Consider the following 15220-nt stretch of genomic DNA (forward strand, 5'->3'; position numbering starts at 1 on the left):
CCGCCTGACACCTCAGGCCCGTGGCGGCGCCGTGCTGTCCCGCTCCACCAGCGTGGGCATGACCGACACGATGGACGAGTCCGTCGACGCGGCGCCCTCGATCTGGCTCAGGAGCCGGTCCACGCAGGCCGCGCCGACCCGGGAGAGGTCCTGGTCCACGGTGGTCAGAGGCGGGAGGAAGTAGGCGCATTCGGCGATGTTGTCGAAACCGACCACGCTCACGTCCTCCGGGACCGAGCGTCCGGCGTCGCGGAGCGCACGGACCATCCCGAGCGCCATCTGATCGTTGGCGGCGAACACCGCGGTGACCTCCGGGCGGCCGGCGAGCTCCCGGCCCGCCCGGTAGCCGCTCTCGGCGCTCCAGTCTCCGTGGACGGCCGGCGGGATCGGCGCGCCCGCCGCCCGCAGCGCGCGCTGCCAGGCCTCGGCGCGGCGGCGCGCGGGGTGGGAGTCCCGCGGGCCGGCCAGGTGCCACACCGTGGTGTGGCCGAGTCCCAGCAGGTGGGTCACGGCGATCTCCGCACCGGCCGCGTGGTCGGTGTGGACGCCGGGGTAGCGGTGGTCGTCGCCACCGTCGACGACCACGACCGGCAGCCCCGAGGGGAGCACCAGCGAACCGCTCAGGATCTGCGCCTCGTTCACGATGACCCCGTCGACCGCATGACCGCTCAGCCTCCGGAACGCGTCCAGCACCGCCTCCTGGGTCTGCGCCTGGGGGACGACGACGTTGACCGAGTACTCGGTGGACTGCACGGCGGAGACGATCGACTCCAGCGTGCGCGCGTTTCCGTGCGCCGTGAGATCGAAGCTGATGACACCGATCATCCGGAACTTGCCGGTGGCCAGCGCCCGGGCAGCGGTGTTGGGGCGGTACCCGAGCATGCGTACGGCTCGGACGACCCGGTCTCGGGTCGCATCGTCGACGCGGGCAGTCGCGTTGACCACGCGGGAGACGGTCTGCGCCGAGACTCCTGCCATGGCCGCGACGTCGGCCATCGACGGGGGTCTGGGGCGATCCGCAGCCGGGGAACGGGGCTTGCGTGGCCGCTGCCCATCCTTCGCCATGGTGCAGTTCCTCTCGCAACTGTGACGCCCGGGCGCCTCCTGACCGCCATCATGTTTGTGCGAACATGCCGCGTTGGTCAACAGGTTGCCGCGCGTCTCCGGGTGACCGGCATACCGAACGGAGGCCCTTCCAAACCTTGAAACCCCTTGAAATACACGGCAACTGACGGTTCGACAGAATGCTGCGCCAAAACCCTTGACACCCTCCGAGAGCGATCGACACACTTCCGAACCGCGCCCCCATGTTTGCGCTAACACGCATCGGAGGTCATCGCGATGAGCAAATCACTGGTCAACCTCGCCGACTACGGCGCGGCCGGCCTCAAGGAGAAGTTCGCCGACTCGGCCTGGTCCCAGGTCAGCGTCGCGGACGGGATCTACGGCATACCCCAGGACTCCGGGCCGATGGCGATGTTCTACCGCAAGGACATCCTCGACAGGTTCGGTGCCGCGCCGCCGAGCACGTGGGAGGAGTACAGCGCACTGGCCAAGGAGATCCGCGACGCCGATCCGAGCATCCACATCACGTACGTGGACCCCGGGGACGCCGGCACGTCCAACAGCCTGATCTGGGACTTCGGCGGCAAGCCGTACACCGTGGGCGGCACCACGGACGTCGCCATCGACCTCAAGGACGACACCGGCGCAAAGGCCTACGCCGACACCTGGGGCCCGCTGATCGAGAACAAGCTGGTCGACTCCACCGCGAGCTGGAACGAGGAGCGGTGGAAGTCGATGGCCTCCGGCAAGTACGCGACCTGGCTGGCCGGCGCGTGGGCACCGGCGGTTCTGGAGCAGAACATCCCGCAGAGCAGGGGCCAGTGGTCGGTCGCGCCCATGCCGGGCGGTGTCAGTGCGGAGAACGGCGGCTCGTCGGTCGCGGTCACCACGCAGGCGAAGAACAAAGAAGCCTCGATCGCCTTCGCCCAGTGGCTGAACTCCGACCCGGAGGCAGTCAGGTCGCTCAACTCCGAAGTCGGCCTGTTCCCCGCGACCAATCTGCTGCTCGACAACCCCGGCTTCCGCAGCGCCGAAGTTCCCTTCTTCCCCGGCAGCAGGCCGAACGAAACCTTCGCCGACATGTCGAAGGCCGTGCGGCCGGGCTGGCAGTACCTGCCGTTCCAGGTCTACGCGAACAGCGTCTTCAAGGACTCGGTCGGCCATGCCCTGCAGCCCGGCGGAAACCTGCCCGGCGCGCTGGCCACCTGGCAGGAACGACTGAAGGCGTACGGCAAGGAACAAGGTTTCACCGTGAAGTAGTCCGAGGCTGCCCATGTCACTCAGCGGCGGGCCGCCGGGGCCCGGGACCGTCCGGCCCGCTCGTCCACCAGACCGGGAGAAACCCCCCAGGTATGACGACATTCGAACTCCCCTCCTCGACGGGGAACACTGGTGGGGCGGAGCTGTCGCCGAAGGGCGGCACATGCCGTACCCCGACGGCTACACCTTCGACCTGCGTGACGTGCTGGCCAACCAGGGCATGCCGCTCCTGCTCTCCGACCGCGGCCGCTGGGTGCACAGCGAGCGCACCTTCACCTTCACGATCTCCGACGGCCGGCTGACCGTGCACACGCACGAACCGGACGCGATCATCGAGCACGGCGAGGGGCACGGCGGTCTGCGCGGGGCGTACCGCCACGCGATCACCCACCACTACCCTCCGTCCGGCACGATGCCGGACCCCCTGCTCTTCGCCGCACCGCAGTACAACCTCTGGATCGAGACGGTGTTCGAACCGACCCAGGCGAAGGTGCTGGCGTACGCGGAGCGCCTGCTCGCGGAGGGCTTCCCGCCCGGCGTCCTCATGATCGACGACCGGTGGAGCAACGACTACGGGGACTGGACCTTCCATCCCGGCCGCTTCCCCGATCCGGCCGGCATGGTCTCCCGGCTCCACCGGCTCGGCTTCAAGGTGATGCTGTGGCTCGTGCCGTACGTGACGCCGGACTCCCCCACCGCGCGACAGCTGGGCGACCGTGGCCTGCTGATCCGTGACACCGGCAGCGGCGCGGACGGGCGGGCCAAGGTCGCTTCGTGGTGGAACGGCTGGAGCGCCGGACTCGATCTGCTCGAACCGCGGGCACGCGCGTGGCTCACCGGCCGTCTGGAAGCCCTGCGTGACGACATCGGCATCGACGGGTTCAAGTTCGACGGCGGAGACGCGCCCTGGTGGCGCTCGCTCGGGTGCGCGGACCCGGAGGCGTACACCCATGCGTGGAACCGCTTGGGTGCGAACTGGCCGCTCAACGAGTTCCGTGACGCGTGGCGCGCCGCCGGCCTGCCGCTCGCACAGCGCCAGCAGGACAAGTACCACCTGTGGGAGGGACGCTTCGGGCTGGAGAGCCTGATTCCGAACGGGCTGGCCCAGGCACTGACCGGCCATGCGTTCACCTGTCCAGACATGATCGGCGGCGGCGAGTTCCGCTTCGTCCCGGGCGAGGACGGCGAGGGTTTCGACGAGGAGCTCTTCGTCCGCTACTCCCAGATCGCCGCGCTGTTCCCCATGATGCAGTTCTCGGCAGCGCCATGGCGCGTGCTCTCCGCCGACGGCCTCGCCGTCGTCCGCTCGGCCGCCCGCCTTCACACCGAGCTGGCCCCGGAGATACTCGCTCTCGCCGCGCACGCCGCGGCCACGGGCGAACCGATCCAGCGCCCCCTCGAATGGGCCTTCCCCCACCAGGGCTACGCGGCGGTCACCGACCAGTTCATGCTGGGCGACACCCTGATGGTGGCTCCGGTGGTGACGAAGGGCTCGGTCGGGCGTGAGGTCCTCGTCCCGCCGGGCACGTGGCTGGCCGACGACGGCCGGTCGTACGTGGGACCGGCCACGGTATGGATCGACGCGCCCTTGGCCCGGCTGCCGTATCTGCGGAACACGGCCGCGCCGGACGGGTGAAGCGCTGCCGGCGGTGCCGTGGCCGCCGCCCGGATCAGGCTCCGGGGCCCGGTTCCCCCGGAGCCGGTCCGGTGGTGGCCCGGATGACCAGCTCGGGATCGAACAATAGTTCTCCGACCGGTACGTCCCGGTTGCTGACCAGTGCCAGCACACTGCGGCCCACCTCCAGCGCGAGTCTGTCGGCCGGCTGCCGGACCGTGGTCAGGGGCGGGTCCGTGAACTCGGTGATGGCCGAACCGTCGTAGCCCACCACCGACACGTCGCCGGGCACGGAGCGCCCCTGGCGCCGGACGCCCCGGATCGCTCCGAGAGCCATGTAGTCGCTGGCCGCCACGATCGCGGTCGCGCCCAGTGCGAGCAGCGGGCCGACGGCGGCCTGGCCGCCCTCCACCGTGTAGGACTGCCGCACCACCCAGCGCTCCGGGTCCTCGATGCCCCGCTTGGCCATGGCCTCCAGGAAACCCCGCACCCGGCGGTCCGCGGGCTGGTTGCCCGCCGGCCCCGAGGCCATCCCGATGCTCCGGTGACCCAGCCGGTAGAGGTGGTCGACGGCCAGTTCGGCGGCGAGCGCGTCGTCCGTGGAGAAGACCGGGGTGGGCACTCCGTCCGCGAACTCGCCGTTGATCCCGACATAAGGGACCCGGCGCTGGCGCAGCAGTTCGTACGTCTCGGTGTCGGCGCCCTCGACGGTGTTGGAGGCGGACAGGAAGACGACGGCCGCGACACCCTTGTCGACGAGCGCGGAGATGAAGTCCCGCTCCTGCACTCCGCCCGGGAAGGCGGGGCACAGCACCGTCTTCAGTCCGTGCGGGGCGAGAGCCGACTCGATGCGCTCGGCCACATCGGCGAAGAACGGATTGGAGACGAACTCGGTGATCACCGCCACCAGTTGGCCCTGCGTCTGCCGTTCGTAGCCGAGCTCCGCCATGGCCTGTTCGACCGCGTCCCGGGTCTTCTTCGACACGCCCTGGCGTCGGTTGATCACCCGGCTGACGGTCGCCTCGCTGACCTGGGCGCGAGCTGCGACCTCGGTGATCCCGACCTTCATCGCGGTCCTTCCGTGATCGTGAGCGATGCCAGACCGCCGCGCGGCACGGCCAGCGAGCGTGCTCCCTCCGGCAGATACACCGGCGGACCGTCCATGATACGGCCGTCCGGCCCGTGGACCGTGCCCCGGATCCGGCCCCCGCCGCCCTGCACCTCGACCATCACCCGGTCTCGGTCCGAGCCGTTGACCAGGTGGAAGTGCCGGTGTGCGGAGAAGTCCAGCGGGACGACCCGGTCGCCGTGCACGCTCACCAGGCAGTGGTCACCGGCGCTCACCCGCACCAGCGGGTAGAGCTCGTCGGGCCGGCCGGGCTCGACCTCCCCGTCCAGCAGCAGCTCGCGGCGCAGCCGCCACTGGCGCAGCCAGAAGCCGACCGTCTCCCGGTGCGCCGCCGGTACGCGGTCCAGCCGTACGGAGATCTGCGGCACCGCGTGCAGGGCCCCGATCAGCTGCCGGGCCACCGCGGTCACGGGCGCGTCCGGCGACCACAGGAGCATGTCGGAGTGGACGGCGCCGCCGACGGCGAGCAGTGCGGTGTCGAGCGTGCGGACCCGGTTCGCGGTCGCGTCCGCCGGACAGTCGAAGGAGCGCAGCATGTTGCCGAAGGGAGTCATGCCGGGTCCCGTGTAGGGCTGCCGCAGTTCCAGCAGCAGGCCCGGACGCACGGCTTCCAGGGCCGCGCGCAGTTCCGTCAGCAGGATCACCATCGCCCGTCCGACATCGCCCGCGCCGTCCTGCGCGTACACCATGGCCTGGTCGAGGAAGTCGAGCTTCAGTCCGTCGAGCCCGTACGCCCGGACCAGCCGGACGCAGTGGCCGACGACGTGGGCGCGTACCTCGGGGCGGCGCGGGTCGAGCACGTGCGCGCCGGGCACGGTGGCAGCGGCGGGCGCGCAGTGCGACCACCGGTCGTGGCAGGCGGCGTCGGTGCCGAGCAGCAGGGGCGCTACCCAGGCCAGGTAGCGCAGTCCGTGGGCCCGGACGCGGGCCACGTGCCCGGCGAAGTCCGGGAACTTGGCCCGGTCGGGACGCCAGTCCCCGCAGCCAGCGTATCCGCGCCCGTGGCCCAGTTCCTGCCAGCCGTCGTCCAGGATCAGTGCACCGCAGCCTAGGCCCGCGGCCAGTTCGGCCTGGGTCTCGACGGCGTCCGCGCTGACGTCCTGGTTGAAGGCGTACCAGGTGGAGTAGACGGGGGTGCGGGCCGCGTCGGACACCGGCATGGGGGTGAGCGCGGCGGCGAACCAGGCGCGCAGTACCCGCGCGGCCACGGCCACGGACGGTGAGCGGGGGACGAGCAGGAGCCGGTGGGGCTGCCGTGAGGCGGGCAGGCGGAGGTGGACGACGTGGGTGTCGTTCTCCTCGGACACGCCGAAGCGCAGGGCCGCCTCGGGGACCGGGTCGGCGGCGGCGAAGGTCAGGAGGGTGGCGCCGGTGTGGTCGTACAGGCATCCGGCGGCGTGTCCGTCGACCAGCGAGACCCGGGAGCGGCCTTCCCAGTCCGCGAGGAGGGTGCGCCGCCAGCCGCCCTGGGGATGCCAGTACCCGGCGGCGTCGCCCAGGGGCACGGAGAAGCGGATCTCGACGGGGGCGCCGTCGGCCCGTACCTCCAGCACGTGCAGTCCGGCGGTGGGTTCGCCGAGGGACCAGGCGGGGCGGACGCCGGGGGTGTGGGAGAGGACGGCGATCGAGACCCCGTCGAGCAGTGGCTCGTGGCGGGCGGGCGCCAGCCCCGCGGTGGTCACGGCCTCGGTGCCGTCCGCCGGGGCGGTGGTGGTCTGCACAGTCACTCCTTCACGGCGCCGGCGAGCAGGCCGGACACGAACTGGCGCTGGAGCGCCAGGAATACGAGGGCCATCGGGATCGCGGCGGCCGCTGTTCCCGCGAGGATCGCGCCGTAGTCGGTGTCGTCGAGGCCCTGGAGGGAGGCCAGGGCCACCGGGATGGTGTACGAGGCGCTGTCGCGCAGGACGATCAGCGGCCAGATGAAGTCGTTCCACTGGTAGAGGAAGAGGAAGATCGCCAGGGCGGCCAGCGCGGGCTTCATCGGCGGGAGCACGACCTTCCGGAACAGTCGCAGTTCACCGCAGCCGTCGATGCGGCCCGAGTCGAGGAGTTCGTCGGGGAGCGCGGCCATCGACTGGCGCATCAGGAAGATGCCGAAGGGCAGCGCCAGGTTGGGCATGATCACGGCCTGGTAGGTGTTCAGCCAGCGCAGTTCGGCCATCATCTGGAAGAGCGGTACGAGGGTGACCTGGGTGGGGATGACGAGCCCGAGCATGAGCAGCCCGAACAGTGCCTCGCGACCCCGGAAGCGGTACTTGGCGAAGCCGTATCCGGCCAGGGCGCAGACCGATCCCGCGCACAGCGTGTAGACGACCGCGATGAGCAGGGAGTTGAGGACCACCCGGCCGAACTGGGCGGTGTCCTGGAGCGTTTGGAGGTTGGCGGCGAGGTGCCCGCCGGGCAGCAGCGGCGGCGGACTGTCGAAGATCTCCGCAGAGCTGTGGGTGGCGGCGACCACGAGCCAGTAGAAGGGGAGCACGAAGGCGGCGAGCGCTATGGCGAGTCCGGAGGTCAGCAGGATGCTCCTGCCGCGGTGGCGGGCGGCGGTCATGACTTCTCCCCCAGGAGGCGGAACTGGATCACGCCGAGGATGCCGATGAGGACGGCCAGGGCGTAGGCGATCGCGGAGGCGTACCCGAAGTCGAAGTATTTGAAGGCGTTCTGGTACAGGTACACGCCGATGGTCAGGGTGGCGTTGTCCGGGCCGCCGCCGGTCAGCACGTACGGCTCGTCGAAGACCTGCAGGGTGCCGATGGTGGAGAGCACCGTGGTGAGCAGGAGCGCGGGGCGCAGGCCCGGCAGGGTGACATGACGGAAGGACGTCCAGGCGCCGGCCCCGTCCACGGCCGCCGCGTCGTAGAGCTCGGCGGGAACGGCCTGCAGGCGGGCGAGCAGGATCACCGCGTTGTATCCGGTGTAGTGCCAGGTCAGTGCGAGTCCGAGGGAGACCTTCGCCCACAGGGGGTCGGTCAGCCACGGCACGGGGTCCGCGCCGACGAGGTCCAGCAGCCAGTTGAGCAGCCCGTAGTCCTTGCTCAGCAGCACGGAGAACAAGATGCCGTAGGCGACCAGGCCGGTGACCATCGGCAGGAAGAAGCCGAGCCGGAAGACCGCGCGGCCGCGCAGCATGGTGGAGTTCAGGGCGACGGCGAGCCCGGTGGCGAGGGCCAGCATCAGCGGCACCTGGACGGCGAGGATCACCGAGGTGTTCTTCAGGGCGGTCCAGAACAGCGGATCGCCCAGCAGCCGGGTGTAGTTGTCGGCGCCGACGAACCGCTCGGTCCCGCCGACGGTCTTGTGGAGGCTGATCACGAAGGACCGGCCGATGGGGTAGATCTTGAAGGCGGCGAACAGCAGCAGCGCGGGCAGCACGAAGAAGTACGGGGCGACGCGGCGACGCGGCCCGGACCGCGGGGCCGCCCCCCGGGAGGGGGCGGCGTCCGGGGCCGTGCGGCCGGGGAGCGTCACGGTCATCGGGAGACCTTGCGTCCGGTCTGCCGGGCGAGCTGGTCGGCGGCGTCGACCAGCACCTTCGCCGGGTCCGCGCCCCCCAGGAGCACCTTGGACTGGGCGTCGGTGACCAGCTTGAGGGCGCGGGCGTAGTCGGCGGTGTAGTTGAAGGCGGACGAGGGGGCCTTGAGGGCCTCCAGGAACACCTCGCCCTTCTTCTGGCCGCTGAAGAACGGCGACGGCTCGTGGAAGACCGCGTCGTCGTACGCCTTCATCAGGGCGGGGGCGATGCCCTTGCCCTTGTAGATCTGCACCTGGGAGGACGGGCGGGTGAGGACGAACTCGATGAAGGACCAGGCGGCGGCCTGGTGCTTGCTGCTGCCCGCGACGGCCAGGTGGGTGGAGTTGACCGTGGCGGCGGTGGCGCCGCCCCGGCGTACGGCCGGGGGAAGCCGGACCTTCCACTTCCCCGCTTCCTCGGGCACCTGCTCCTCGACGATGCCGCCGAACCAGGTGGGCATGGGCAGGACGGCCGCGGTCCCTTGCTTCAGGGAGGTCATCAGGGTGTTCCAGCCACCGGAGAGGTCACTGATCAGGCCGGCGTCGTTCATCGTCTTGATGAGCGTCATGGCCTTCACGGCCTCCGGGGAGTCGAGGGTGATGTCCCCGGCGAGGTTGAAGTAGAAGGTGCCCTGCAACTGCAGGAGCATCTGGAAGAAGTTGGCGGCGTCGGCCTGCGAGGCGGGCTTGTCGATGCCCAGCAGGTGGGCGCCGGTCTTCTGCTTGATCTCCTTGCCGGCCTCGATGGTTTCCTCCCAGGTCTGGAGGGCGCCGGCGTCGACCCCGGCCTTCTCGAAGAGGTCGGCGCGGTAGTAGAAGCCCGCCGAGTTCGCCTCCCAGGGAAGGGCGTTGACGCGCTTGCCGTCGGGGGACACGGTCTGCCACAGGCCCTGGGCGAAGGCGTCCCGGTAGGCGTTCGCACCCAGCGGGCCGAGGTCGGCGAGGCCGCCGGGGAACTTCTCCACGTAGCCCGGCAGGTAGTCGACGCCGATGTGCAGGACGTCGGCGAGGCCCTGGCCCCCGGCTGCCAGACCAGTGGTGATCTTGTCCCAGATCGCCGGGTTGCCGATGTCCTCGATCGTCACCTCGATCTCCGGGTACGTCTTGTTGAACTCCGGGACGAGGGCCTTCATCTCGGCGGCCGGCCCTTGCCAGGACCAGACCGAGATCCTGCCCTTGTGCTTCTCGCCGGTGGTTCCGCCTTGGCCCGTGTCGCCGGTGCCGGAGCAGGCGGTCAGGCCGGTGAGCCCGGCTCCCGCGACGAACGCGCCGCCGATCTGCAGCACTCTTCGACGTTCCAGTTCCATTGCTGACCACCCCTGCTCGCACCGTTGCGGAAGCCGACTGGCCGGGACTGTAACAACGTCAACTCTCGACTTGCAAGAGTTGCTTGAAAACTTTCAGTTTGATCCCGCAAGCAATTCTGGTGACATCCATTGCAAACCTTCAAGAGTGGTTGCTAGCGTGCCGCGCGCCCAGCCCACCGCAGACCGGTCGCCCACCTCAATCCGGGAGAACCCGATGACGCGTTCCCGTGTGTCGCTGCTGTCCGCCCTCGCCCTGCTCGCCCCGCTCACCCCGCTCGCCCTCGGCAGCCCCGCCACGGCGGCGGCCGCGCCCGCCCCGCTCACCGTCGCCAACCCCGGCTTCGAACAGGGCGGTACGGGATGGCAGTTCACCGCCGGCACCGGCGTCGCCACGAACTACCCGCACGGCGGGGCCCGGCTCGCCTACCTCGACGCCGGGCCCGGAATGAAGGTGTCCCAGACCGTTACGGCCGCGGGCCGGGGCGTGTACGACATATCCGCCTGGATCGCGACGGGCGGGCCGAACGGCCGGTACGTGGCCCGCGTCAACGGCGCCGTCGCCGCCGCGCAGACCCTGCCCAGCGCCTCCAACTACCGGCGCTACACGCTCAGCCGGATCTCCCTCACCCCCGGCGACAGGCTGGAGATCGCCTTCGAGTCGGGGGACGCCTGGGTCAACGCCGACGACGTGATGCTCTCCCCCGCCTCCCCGGCCGACCCCCGGATCAGCTCCTCCGACCCGAAGATCGTCGAGATGTTCGACTGGTCCAAGCGGAAGGCCAACAGCTGGGTCCACCTGCCCGGCACCCAGGGCCCGCTGAACGTCGACGAGAACGACACCGGCGGCAGCGGCACCGGCACCTACGCCGCCTCGTACTGGGCCGGGTACGCGAACCGCAGCGGCTACTACTCGCGCGACATGGCCCACCAGCTGGCCGGCGCCGGGGTCCTCGGCCTGCACGCGGAGAACAAGGCGATGCTCCGCTCCTTCGCCGCGTCCGCCACTCCCGCGCACAAGTACTACCCGGCGTGGGCGCTCAACTTCGACGCGAAGACCTACCTCTCGATCGACTACAAGAGCCCCACGAACTTCGTCCGCGAGGTGCCCGCCACCTTCGAGCTGGTGCAGAAGTCGGAGGAGGCCTATCGCTGGAGCGGGGACCGCTCGTACGTCGAGGACCCGGCCCTGTGGGACTTCTACCGGCACGCCACCGACGAGTTCGTCACCCTGCACGACGGACTCAAGGACAACGGCGCCGTCAAGGTGGCCGAGGGCACCGGCAAGGGCATCTTCCAAGGCACGGCGAGCTACAACGAGCAGAGCGGCGAGCCGCTCGCCGAGGCTGGCGACGCGATCGGCTCCCAGTACCAGGCGTACCTGGCGATGGCCTCGCTCGCCCGCGCCAAGGGGGACTGCACGCTCGCGGACCGGTACGAGGCCAAGGCCCGGGAACTGAAGACGTACTTCAACTCGACCTGGAGCGGGACCGGTTCGGGCGCGGACATGGTGCGCGGCTACACCACGGACGGCCGCGCCCTGACCGGGTGGGGCAAGGAGAACAGCTGGTTCATGCCGATGAAGCAGATCGTCGAACCCGGCGCCCGCCGGGAGGCCTACCTGGACTACATCGACCAGCAGGCCTCGGGCCCGGGCCGGCCCTCCAACGTCGAAGCCCTCACCTACCTCCCGGACACCTTCTTCCGGAACAACCGCAACGACACCGCCTGGAAGTGGATGAAGGACGTCTACGACCGCAAGGACATCCAGCACGTGAACACCAAGCAGGGCACCAACGGGGACTACCCCGAGGTCTCCTTCACCCTGCTCGGCCAGACCGTCGAGGGCCTGATGGGAGTCACCCCCAACGCGCCCGCACGCACCCTGAGCACCCAGTCCAGGCTGCCGTCGGACATGGACTGGCTGCGGATCGACGACCTCCGGGTGGGTGACTCGGCGTTCTCCCTGCGCCACGACGGGGCGACGAAGTCATCGCTGACGCACGGCTCGGGCAGCTCCTCGTACACCTGGGAGGCCCGTTTCCCCGGCACGTTCGCCACGGTCACGGTCGACGGGGTGGCCCGGCCCGCCCGCACCAAGGTGATCGACGGGGTGACCTACACCTACGTGACCCCGGTCGTGGCCCCGGGCCGCACGGTCACGGTCCAGGTCGGCTGAGCCCCGGGGCGGGCCGGTCGCGGCTGGCGGCCGGCCCACGCCCGGCGGGACACCGGCCCAGCGGCCTAAAGGGCTGTCCCGTAATCCCCGGTGCGCCCGCCGGGGATTACGGGACAGCCCTTAGCCTGGAGAGATGGGCGGTGAACTCGTGACGCTGTTCCTCGCCGGTGACGTGATGCTCGGCCGCGGCGTCGACCAGATCCTTCCGCACCCCGGTGACCCGGCCCTGCCGGAGGCGTACGTCACCGATGCCCGTACGTACGTCGAGCTGGCGGAGGCGGTGAACGGCACGATTCCGCGTCGGGCGCCCTTCACCTGGCCCTGGGGAGAGGCGCTGGACCTCCTCGACGCGGCCGCGCCCGACGCCCGGATCCTCAATCTGGAGACGTCCGTCACCCAGAGTGACGAAATCGCCCCCGGTAAGGCGGTTCACTACCGGATGCACCCCGCCAACCTGCCCTGTCTGGCCGCCGCCCGTCCCGATGCCTCCGCCCTCGCCAACAACCACGTCCTGGACTACGGCCGTACCGGGCTGGCCGACACCCTCGACTCGCTCGCCGCCGCAGGACTGCGGACGGCGGGGGCGGGCCGGGACCTGGCTGAGGCGCGGCGGCCCGCGGTCTTCCCCCTCTCCGGGAACCGGCGCCTGCTGGTCTTCTCCCTGGGCATGGAGTCGAGCGGTATCCCCCACACCTGGGCAGCCACCGCGGACCGGAGCGGGGTCGACCTCTCGGACGAGTCCTCGGATGCGGCCGCGGCCGAGGTGACCGGCCGCGTCCGGCAGGCGAAACGGCCCGGCGACCTCGTGGTCGTCTCGGTCCATTGGGGTTCCAATTGGGGCTACGCCGTCCCGCGCGATCAGATCCGCTTCGCGCACGCACTCGTCGACGGTGGCGCGGACGTCGTCCACGGACACTCCTCGCACCACCCGCGCCCGTTCGAGGTGTACCGGGGGCATCCGGTCCTCTACGGCTGCGGCGACCTGATCGACGACTACGAGGGCATCAGCGGCCACGAGCAGTACAGGGACGATCTGCGGCTGCTGTACCTCGTCTCACTGGAGCCGGACACCGGCCGGCTCGACCACGCCCGCCTCGTCCCCCTGCAGGCCCACCGGATGCGCCTGCGGCACGCCTCGCGTGAGGACGCCGGCTGGCTCCACGAGGTTCTCGCCCGCACCAGCCGGGCTTTCGCCACCCACATCGCCCACGACCCGGAGGGGACCCTCACCGTCCGCCCGCCGCAAGGACCCTGACGGCCGCACGGTTGCCCGGATCACCGTGTCGGAAGGGCGAGTTCACCTCCGACGTAGAAGCCCTCCCGCTCGTCCACGACGTACGGGGCCATGGCCTCACGCCGCTGCCTCTCCGCATCGGAGGACCGCCACGCGTCGCACGCCTGCCTGGAGTCCCAGAGTGACACTCCGGTGATCTCCTGCCCGTCCTCGGACCAGTACGCAAAGGCGCGGCGCATGCCATCAGGGTGGGAACCGGGGCGCCACGCCCTCTCGAACTCCTCCAAGGCGCCGGCCTCGATGCGGCGCGTCGTCACCCAGACAAAGTGTTCCTCCACGGCAGCCTCCTCAAGAGCAGGGAACGGCCCGCTCCCTCTTTGACCACCGTAGGTCCGTGGACCCGCTTCCGCCTGCCGACTCCCGGCCGGCCACCCTGCTGTGCAGCGCCGACCAGGGGCTCTCCTGGTGGCACGCCCCGCGGCTCGGCTTCCAGCACCTGGTCCCGGTGGGTGCCAACTCTCCGCACGCGGACGGAGAGGAGAGGAATTGGTCGCGGGTCGTCGCGCATGCATGATGGGGCCGCAGACATGGATCATCCGATGATCACAGGGCGTAGTGAAGTCCGTGATCGGGCGAACCGTGCCTGTTCTGCTCTCACATACAGGTGGCGTGGCGTGCTCGGCGCGCCGCCGTTTCATGCGCAAGGAATTTCCCTGATGACTGTCAACCCCTCGTCCGCTCAGCCAAGCGGGTCGTGGCCGGCCGGTCCGGCCACGGGCCAGACCCCTCCCGGCTACGGTCCCCAGCCGCCCGCGGGGTGGCCGGTGTCCGGTCCCGGCCCGGCCTACCCGGGAGCGGCGGCGATGATGTGCCGCCACTGCGGGGCGGTCCCGGCGGTCCCGGTGACCTTCCGTCTCCACCAGGGTTTCCTGGTGCTGATGCGATTCCACAAGGTGGAAGGCCCCTTCTGCCGAGGGTGCGGGACCTCGTACTTCCGCGAGATGACGGCGCGGACGCTGTGGCAGGGTTGGTGGTCGCCGCTGTCGCTGGTGCTGTTCACGCCGTTCACGCTCATAGCCAACCGGGTGGCGCTGGGGAAGGTGAACCGGCTGCCCGAGCCGTCCGGAGGCCATGCGCGGCTGCAGACCGGGGCGCCGGTGCTGAAGCGTGCGACGAGCCTTGCGGTGCTGCTGCCCGTGGCCTGGGTGATCTGGGTGATCGCCAACATCATCAACGACGTCACCTCCTGAGCCAACCGGCCCGGGACGGCGGTGCCGTGGCCGAGCGGCCCGCCCGCCGTCCCGAGCCGAAGGCTGCATCGAGGCCCTGATCAATTGGCTTGCCGTCGGCCACGACCGTCGGATAGGAAGCTCGCATGCTAAAAGGCAGCAAGGTCGGGCTCAGGGCCCGGCACGAGGACGACATCCCGATCCTGCGGACCGAGCTCTACGACGACGTGGTCAACGCCTCGCGGGCCGAAAGCGGGCCGTGGCGGCCGATCACACCCGGCTCGAAGGATCCGCGGCTCGTGGTGGACGACAAGGAGCAGGGCCACGTCCAGTTCTCCGTGGTGGAGCTGGAGGGCGGCACGCTGGTCGGGACCGCAACGCTGTGGGGCATCGACAACCACCACCGGTCCGCGCACATCGGGCTGGGGCTGCTGCCGTCCTCCCGCGGCAAGGGCTACGGCACCGACGTGGTCGCGGTGCTGTGCCACTACGGTTTCGTCGTGCGCGGCCTGCAGCGGCTGCAGATCGAGACGCTGTCGGACAACGCCGCGATGCTGGGCTCCGCGGAGCGCAACGGCTTCGTCCGCGAGGGCGTGCTTCGCTCCTCGGCGTGGGTGATGGGCGAGTTCCTGGACGAGGTGCTGCTCGGACTCCTCGTCCAGGACTGGAAGCAGGACTCGAAGGGCTAGGCA

The 15220-nt window shown here is 70.4% G+C and carries 14 protein-coding genes; 7 read left to right on the forward strand and 7 right to left on the reverse strand.

Translation table 11 applies throughout. The annotated features are described in order from the left end of the window. Window positions 1-12: 12 nt before the first annotated feature. The gene (locus ACFYOB_RS00555; RefSeq protein ID WP_388552430.1) at window positions 13-996 is read right to left on the reverse strand and encodes a LacI family DNA-binding transcriptional regulator; all 984 of its coding nucleotides are present in this window, start codon (window positions 994-996) and stop codon (window positions 13-15) included. 345 nt (window positions 997-1341) lie between these two features. Here ACFYOB_RS00555 and ACFYOB_RS00560 point away from each other — a divergent pair, with 345 nt between their 5' ends. Both ACFYOB_RS00560 and ACFYOB_RS00565 read left to right on the forward strand, forming a co-directional pair. After that, window positions 1342-2325 carry an extracellular solute-binding protein gene (locus ACFYOB_RS00560; RefSeq protein WP_388552432.1) on the forward strand — a complete coding sequence of 328 codons (984 nt, stop codon included), beginning with the start codon at window positions 1342-1344 and terminating at the stop codon, window positions 2323-2325. 163 nt (window positions 2326-2488) lie between these two features. After that, the gene (locus ACFYOB_RS00565; protein WP_388552435.1) at window positions 2489-3961 is read left to right on the forward strand and encodes a glycoside hydrolase family 31 protein; all 1473 of its coding nucleotides are present in this window, start codon (window positions 2489-2491) and stop codon (window positions 3959-3961) included. 34 nt (window positions 3962-3995) lie between these two features. Here ACFYOB_RS00565 and ACFYOB_RS00570 read toward each other — a convergent pair whose 3' ends face one another. Genes ACFYOB_RS00570 through ACFYOB_RS00590 form a run of 5 tightly spaced genes read right to left on the reverse strand, consistent with a single transcriptional unit; the run spans window position 3996 to window position 9889 of the window. Then, the gene (locus ACFYOB_RS00570; protein ID WP_388552438.1) at window positions 3996-5009 is read right to left on the reverse strand and encodes a LacI family DNA-binding transcriptional regulator; all 1014 of its coding nucleotides are present in this window, start codon (window positions 5007-5009) and stop codon (window positions 3996-3998) included. Further along, on the reverse strand, window positions 5006-6790 hold the full coding sequence (locus tag ACFYOB_RS00575; RefSeq protein ID WP_388552441.1) for a glycoside hydrolase family 36 protein: 1785 nt from the start codon (window positions 6788-6790) through the stop codon (window positions 5006-5008). The genes ACFYOB_RS00570 and ACFYOB_RS00575 overlap by 4 nt, the downstream gene beginning before the upstream one ends. A gap of 2 nt (window positions 6791-6792) precedes the next feature. Next, the gene (locus ACFYOB_RS00580) at window positions 6793-7623 is read right to left on the reverse strand and encodes a carbohydrate ABC transporter permease (RefSeq protein ID WP_388552444.1); all 831 of its coding nucleotides are present in this window, start codon (window positions 7621-7623) and stop codon (window positions 6793-6795) included. After that, window positions 7620-8546: a carbohydrate ABC transporter permease gene (locus tag ACFYOB_RS00585; RefSeq protein ID WP_388552447.1), complete on the reverse strand. Its 927-nt coding sequence runs from the start codon at window positions 8544-8546 to the stop codon at window positions 7620-7622. Before ACFYOB_RS00585 ends, ACFYOB_RS00580 begins: the two co-directional genes overlap by 4 nt. Further along, window positions 8543-9889, reverse strand: a complete 1347-nt coding sequence (locus ACFYOB_RS00590; RefSeq protein ID WP_388552449.1) for an ABC transporter substrate-binding protein — start codon at window positions 9887-9889, stop codon at window positions 8543-8545. The genes ACFYOB_RS00585 and ACFYOB_RS00590 overlap by 4 nt, the downstream gene beginning before the upstream one ends. Before the next feature lie 214 nt (window positions 9890-10103). On the opposite strand from ACFYOB_RS00590, the gene ACFYOB_RS00595 reads away from it, so the two are divergent. Continuing rightward, entirely contained in the window at window positions 10104-12065 is a 1962-nt protein-coding gene (locus ACFYOB_RS00595; RefSeq protein WP_388552452.1) for a hypothetical protein, read from the forward strand. Window positions 12066-12198: 133 nt separating this feature from the next. Beyond that, window positions 12199-13320 carry a CapA family protein gene (locus ACFYOB_RS00600; protein ID WP_388552455.1) on the forward strand — a complete coding sequence of 374 codons (1122 nt, stop codon included), beginning with the start codon at window positions 12199-12201 and terminating at the stop codon, window positions 13318-13320. Between the two features lie 20 nt (window positions 13321-13340). On the opposite strand, the gene ACFYOB_RS00605 is transcribed toward ACFYOB_RS00600, so the two are convergent. Beyond that, a complete protein-coding gene (locus ACFYOB_RS00605; protein WP_388552457.1) occupies window positions 13341-13637 on the reverse strand; it encodes a hypothetical protein in 297 nt (98 codons plus the stop codon). A 56-nt stretch (window positions 13638-13693) separates the two neighbouring features. On the opposite strand from ACFYOB_RS00605, the gene ACFYOB_RS00610 reads away from it, so the two are divergent. From ACFYOB_RS00610 to ACFYOB_RS00620, 3 genes are all read left to right on the forward strand, one after another. After that, window positions 13694-13873, forward strand: coding sequence for a hypothetical protein (locus ACFYOB_RS00610; RefSeq protein WP_388552459.1), 180 nt, complete (start codon window positions 13694-13696; stop codon window positions 13871-13873). Between the two features lie 142 nt (window positions 13874-14015). Continuing rightward, entirely contained in the window at window positions 14016-14549 is a 534-nt protein-coding gene (locus tag ACFYOB_RS00615) for a hypothetical protein (protein WP_388552461.1), read from the forward strand. Between the two features lie 125 nt (window positions 14550-14674). After that, window positions 14675-15217 carry a GNAT family N-acetyltransferase gene (locus tag ACFYOB_RS00620; protein ID WP_388552464.1) on the forward strand — a complete coding sequence of 181 codons (543 nt, stop codon included), beginning with the start codon at window positions 14675-14677 and terminating at the stop codon, window positions 15215-15217. Window positions 15218-15220 lie beyond the last annotated feature (3 nt).

This window comes from Streptomyces sp. NPDC006463, from assembly GCF_042870715.1.
Classification (GTDB): Bacteria; Actinomycetota; Actinomycetes; order Streptomycetales; family Streptomycetaceae; genus Streptomyces.

Excerpts from the sequence above, each read along its gene's own strand:
- ACFYOB_RS00570 (WP_388552438.1), bottom strand. The coding sequence starts at position 5,009 with ATGAAGGTCGGGATCACCGAGGTCGCAGCTCGCGCCCAGGTCAGCGAG.
- ACFYOB_RS00590 (WP_388552449.1), bottom strand. The coding sequence starts at position 9,889 with ATGGAACTGGAACGTCGAAGAGTGCTGCAGATCGGCGGCGCGTTCGTC.
- ACFYOB_RS00595 (WP_388552452.1), top strand. The coding sequence starts at position 10,104 with ATGACGCGTTCCCGTGTGTCGCTGCTGTCCGCCCTCGCCCTGCTCGCC.
- ACFYOB_RS00555 (WP_388552430.1), bottom strand. The coding sequence starts at position 996 with ATGGCCGACGTCGCGGCCATGGCAGGAGTCTCGGCGCAGACCGTCTCC.
- ACFYOB_RS00620 (WP_388552464.1), top strand. The coding sequence starts at position 14,675 with ATGCTAAAAGGCAGCAAGGTCGGGCTCAGGGCCCGGCACGAGGACGAC.
- ACFYOB_RS00600 (WP_388552455.1), top strand. The coding sequence starts at position 12,199 with ATGGGCGGTGAACTCGTGACGCTGTTCCTCGCCGGTGACGTGATGCTC.
- ACFYOB_RS00580 (WP_388552444.1), bottom strand. The coding sequence starts at position 7,623 with ATGACCGCCGCCCGCCACCGCGGCAGGAGCATCCTGCTGACCTCCGGA.
- ACFYOB_RS00585 (WP_388552447.1), bottom strand. The coding sequence starts at position 8,546 with ATGACCGTGACGCTCCCCGGCCGCACGGCCCCGGACGCCGCCCCCTCC.
- ACFYOB_RS00560 (WP_388552432.1), top strand. The coding sequence starts at position 1,342 with ATGAGCAAATCACTGGTCAACCTCGCCGACTACGGCGCGGCCGGCCTC.
- ACFYOB_RS00615 (WP_388552461.1), top strand. The coding sequence starts at position 14,016 with ATGACTGTCAACCCCTCGTCCGCTCAGCCAAGCGGGTCGTGGCCGGCC.
- ACFYOB_RS00565 (WP_388552435.1), top strand. The coding sequence starts at position 2,489 with ATGCCGTACCCCGACGGCTACACCTTCGACCTGCGTGACGTGCTGGCC.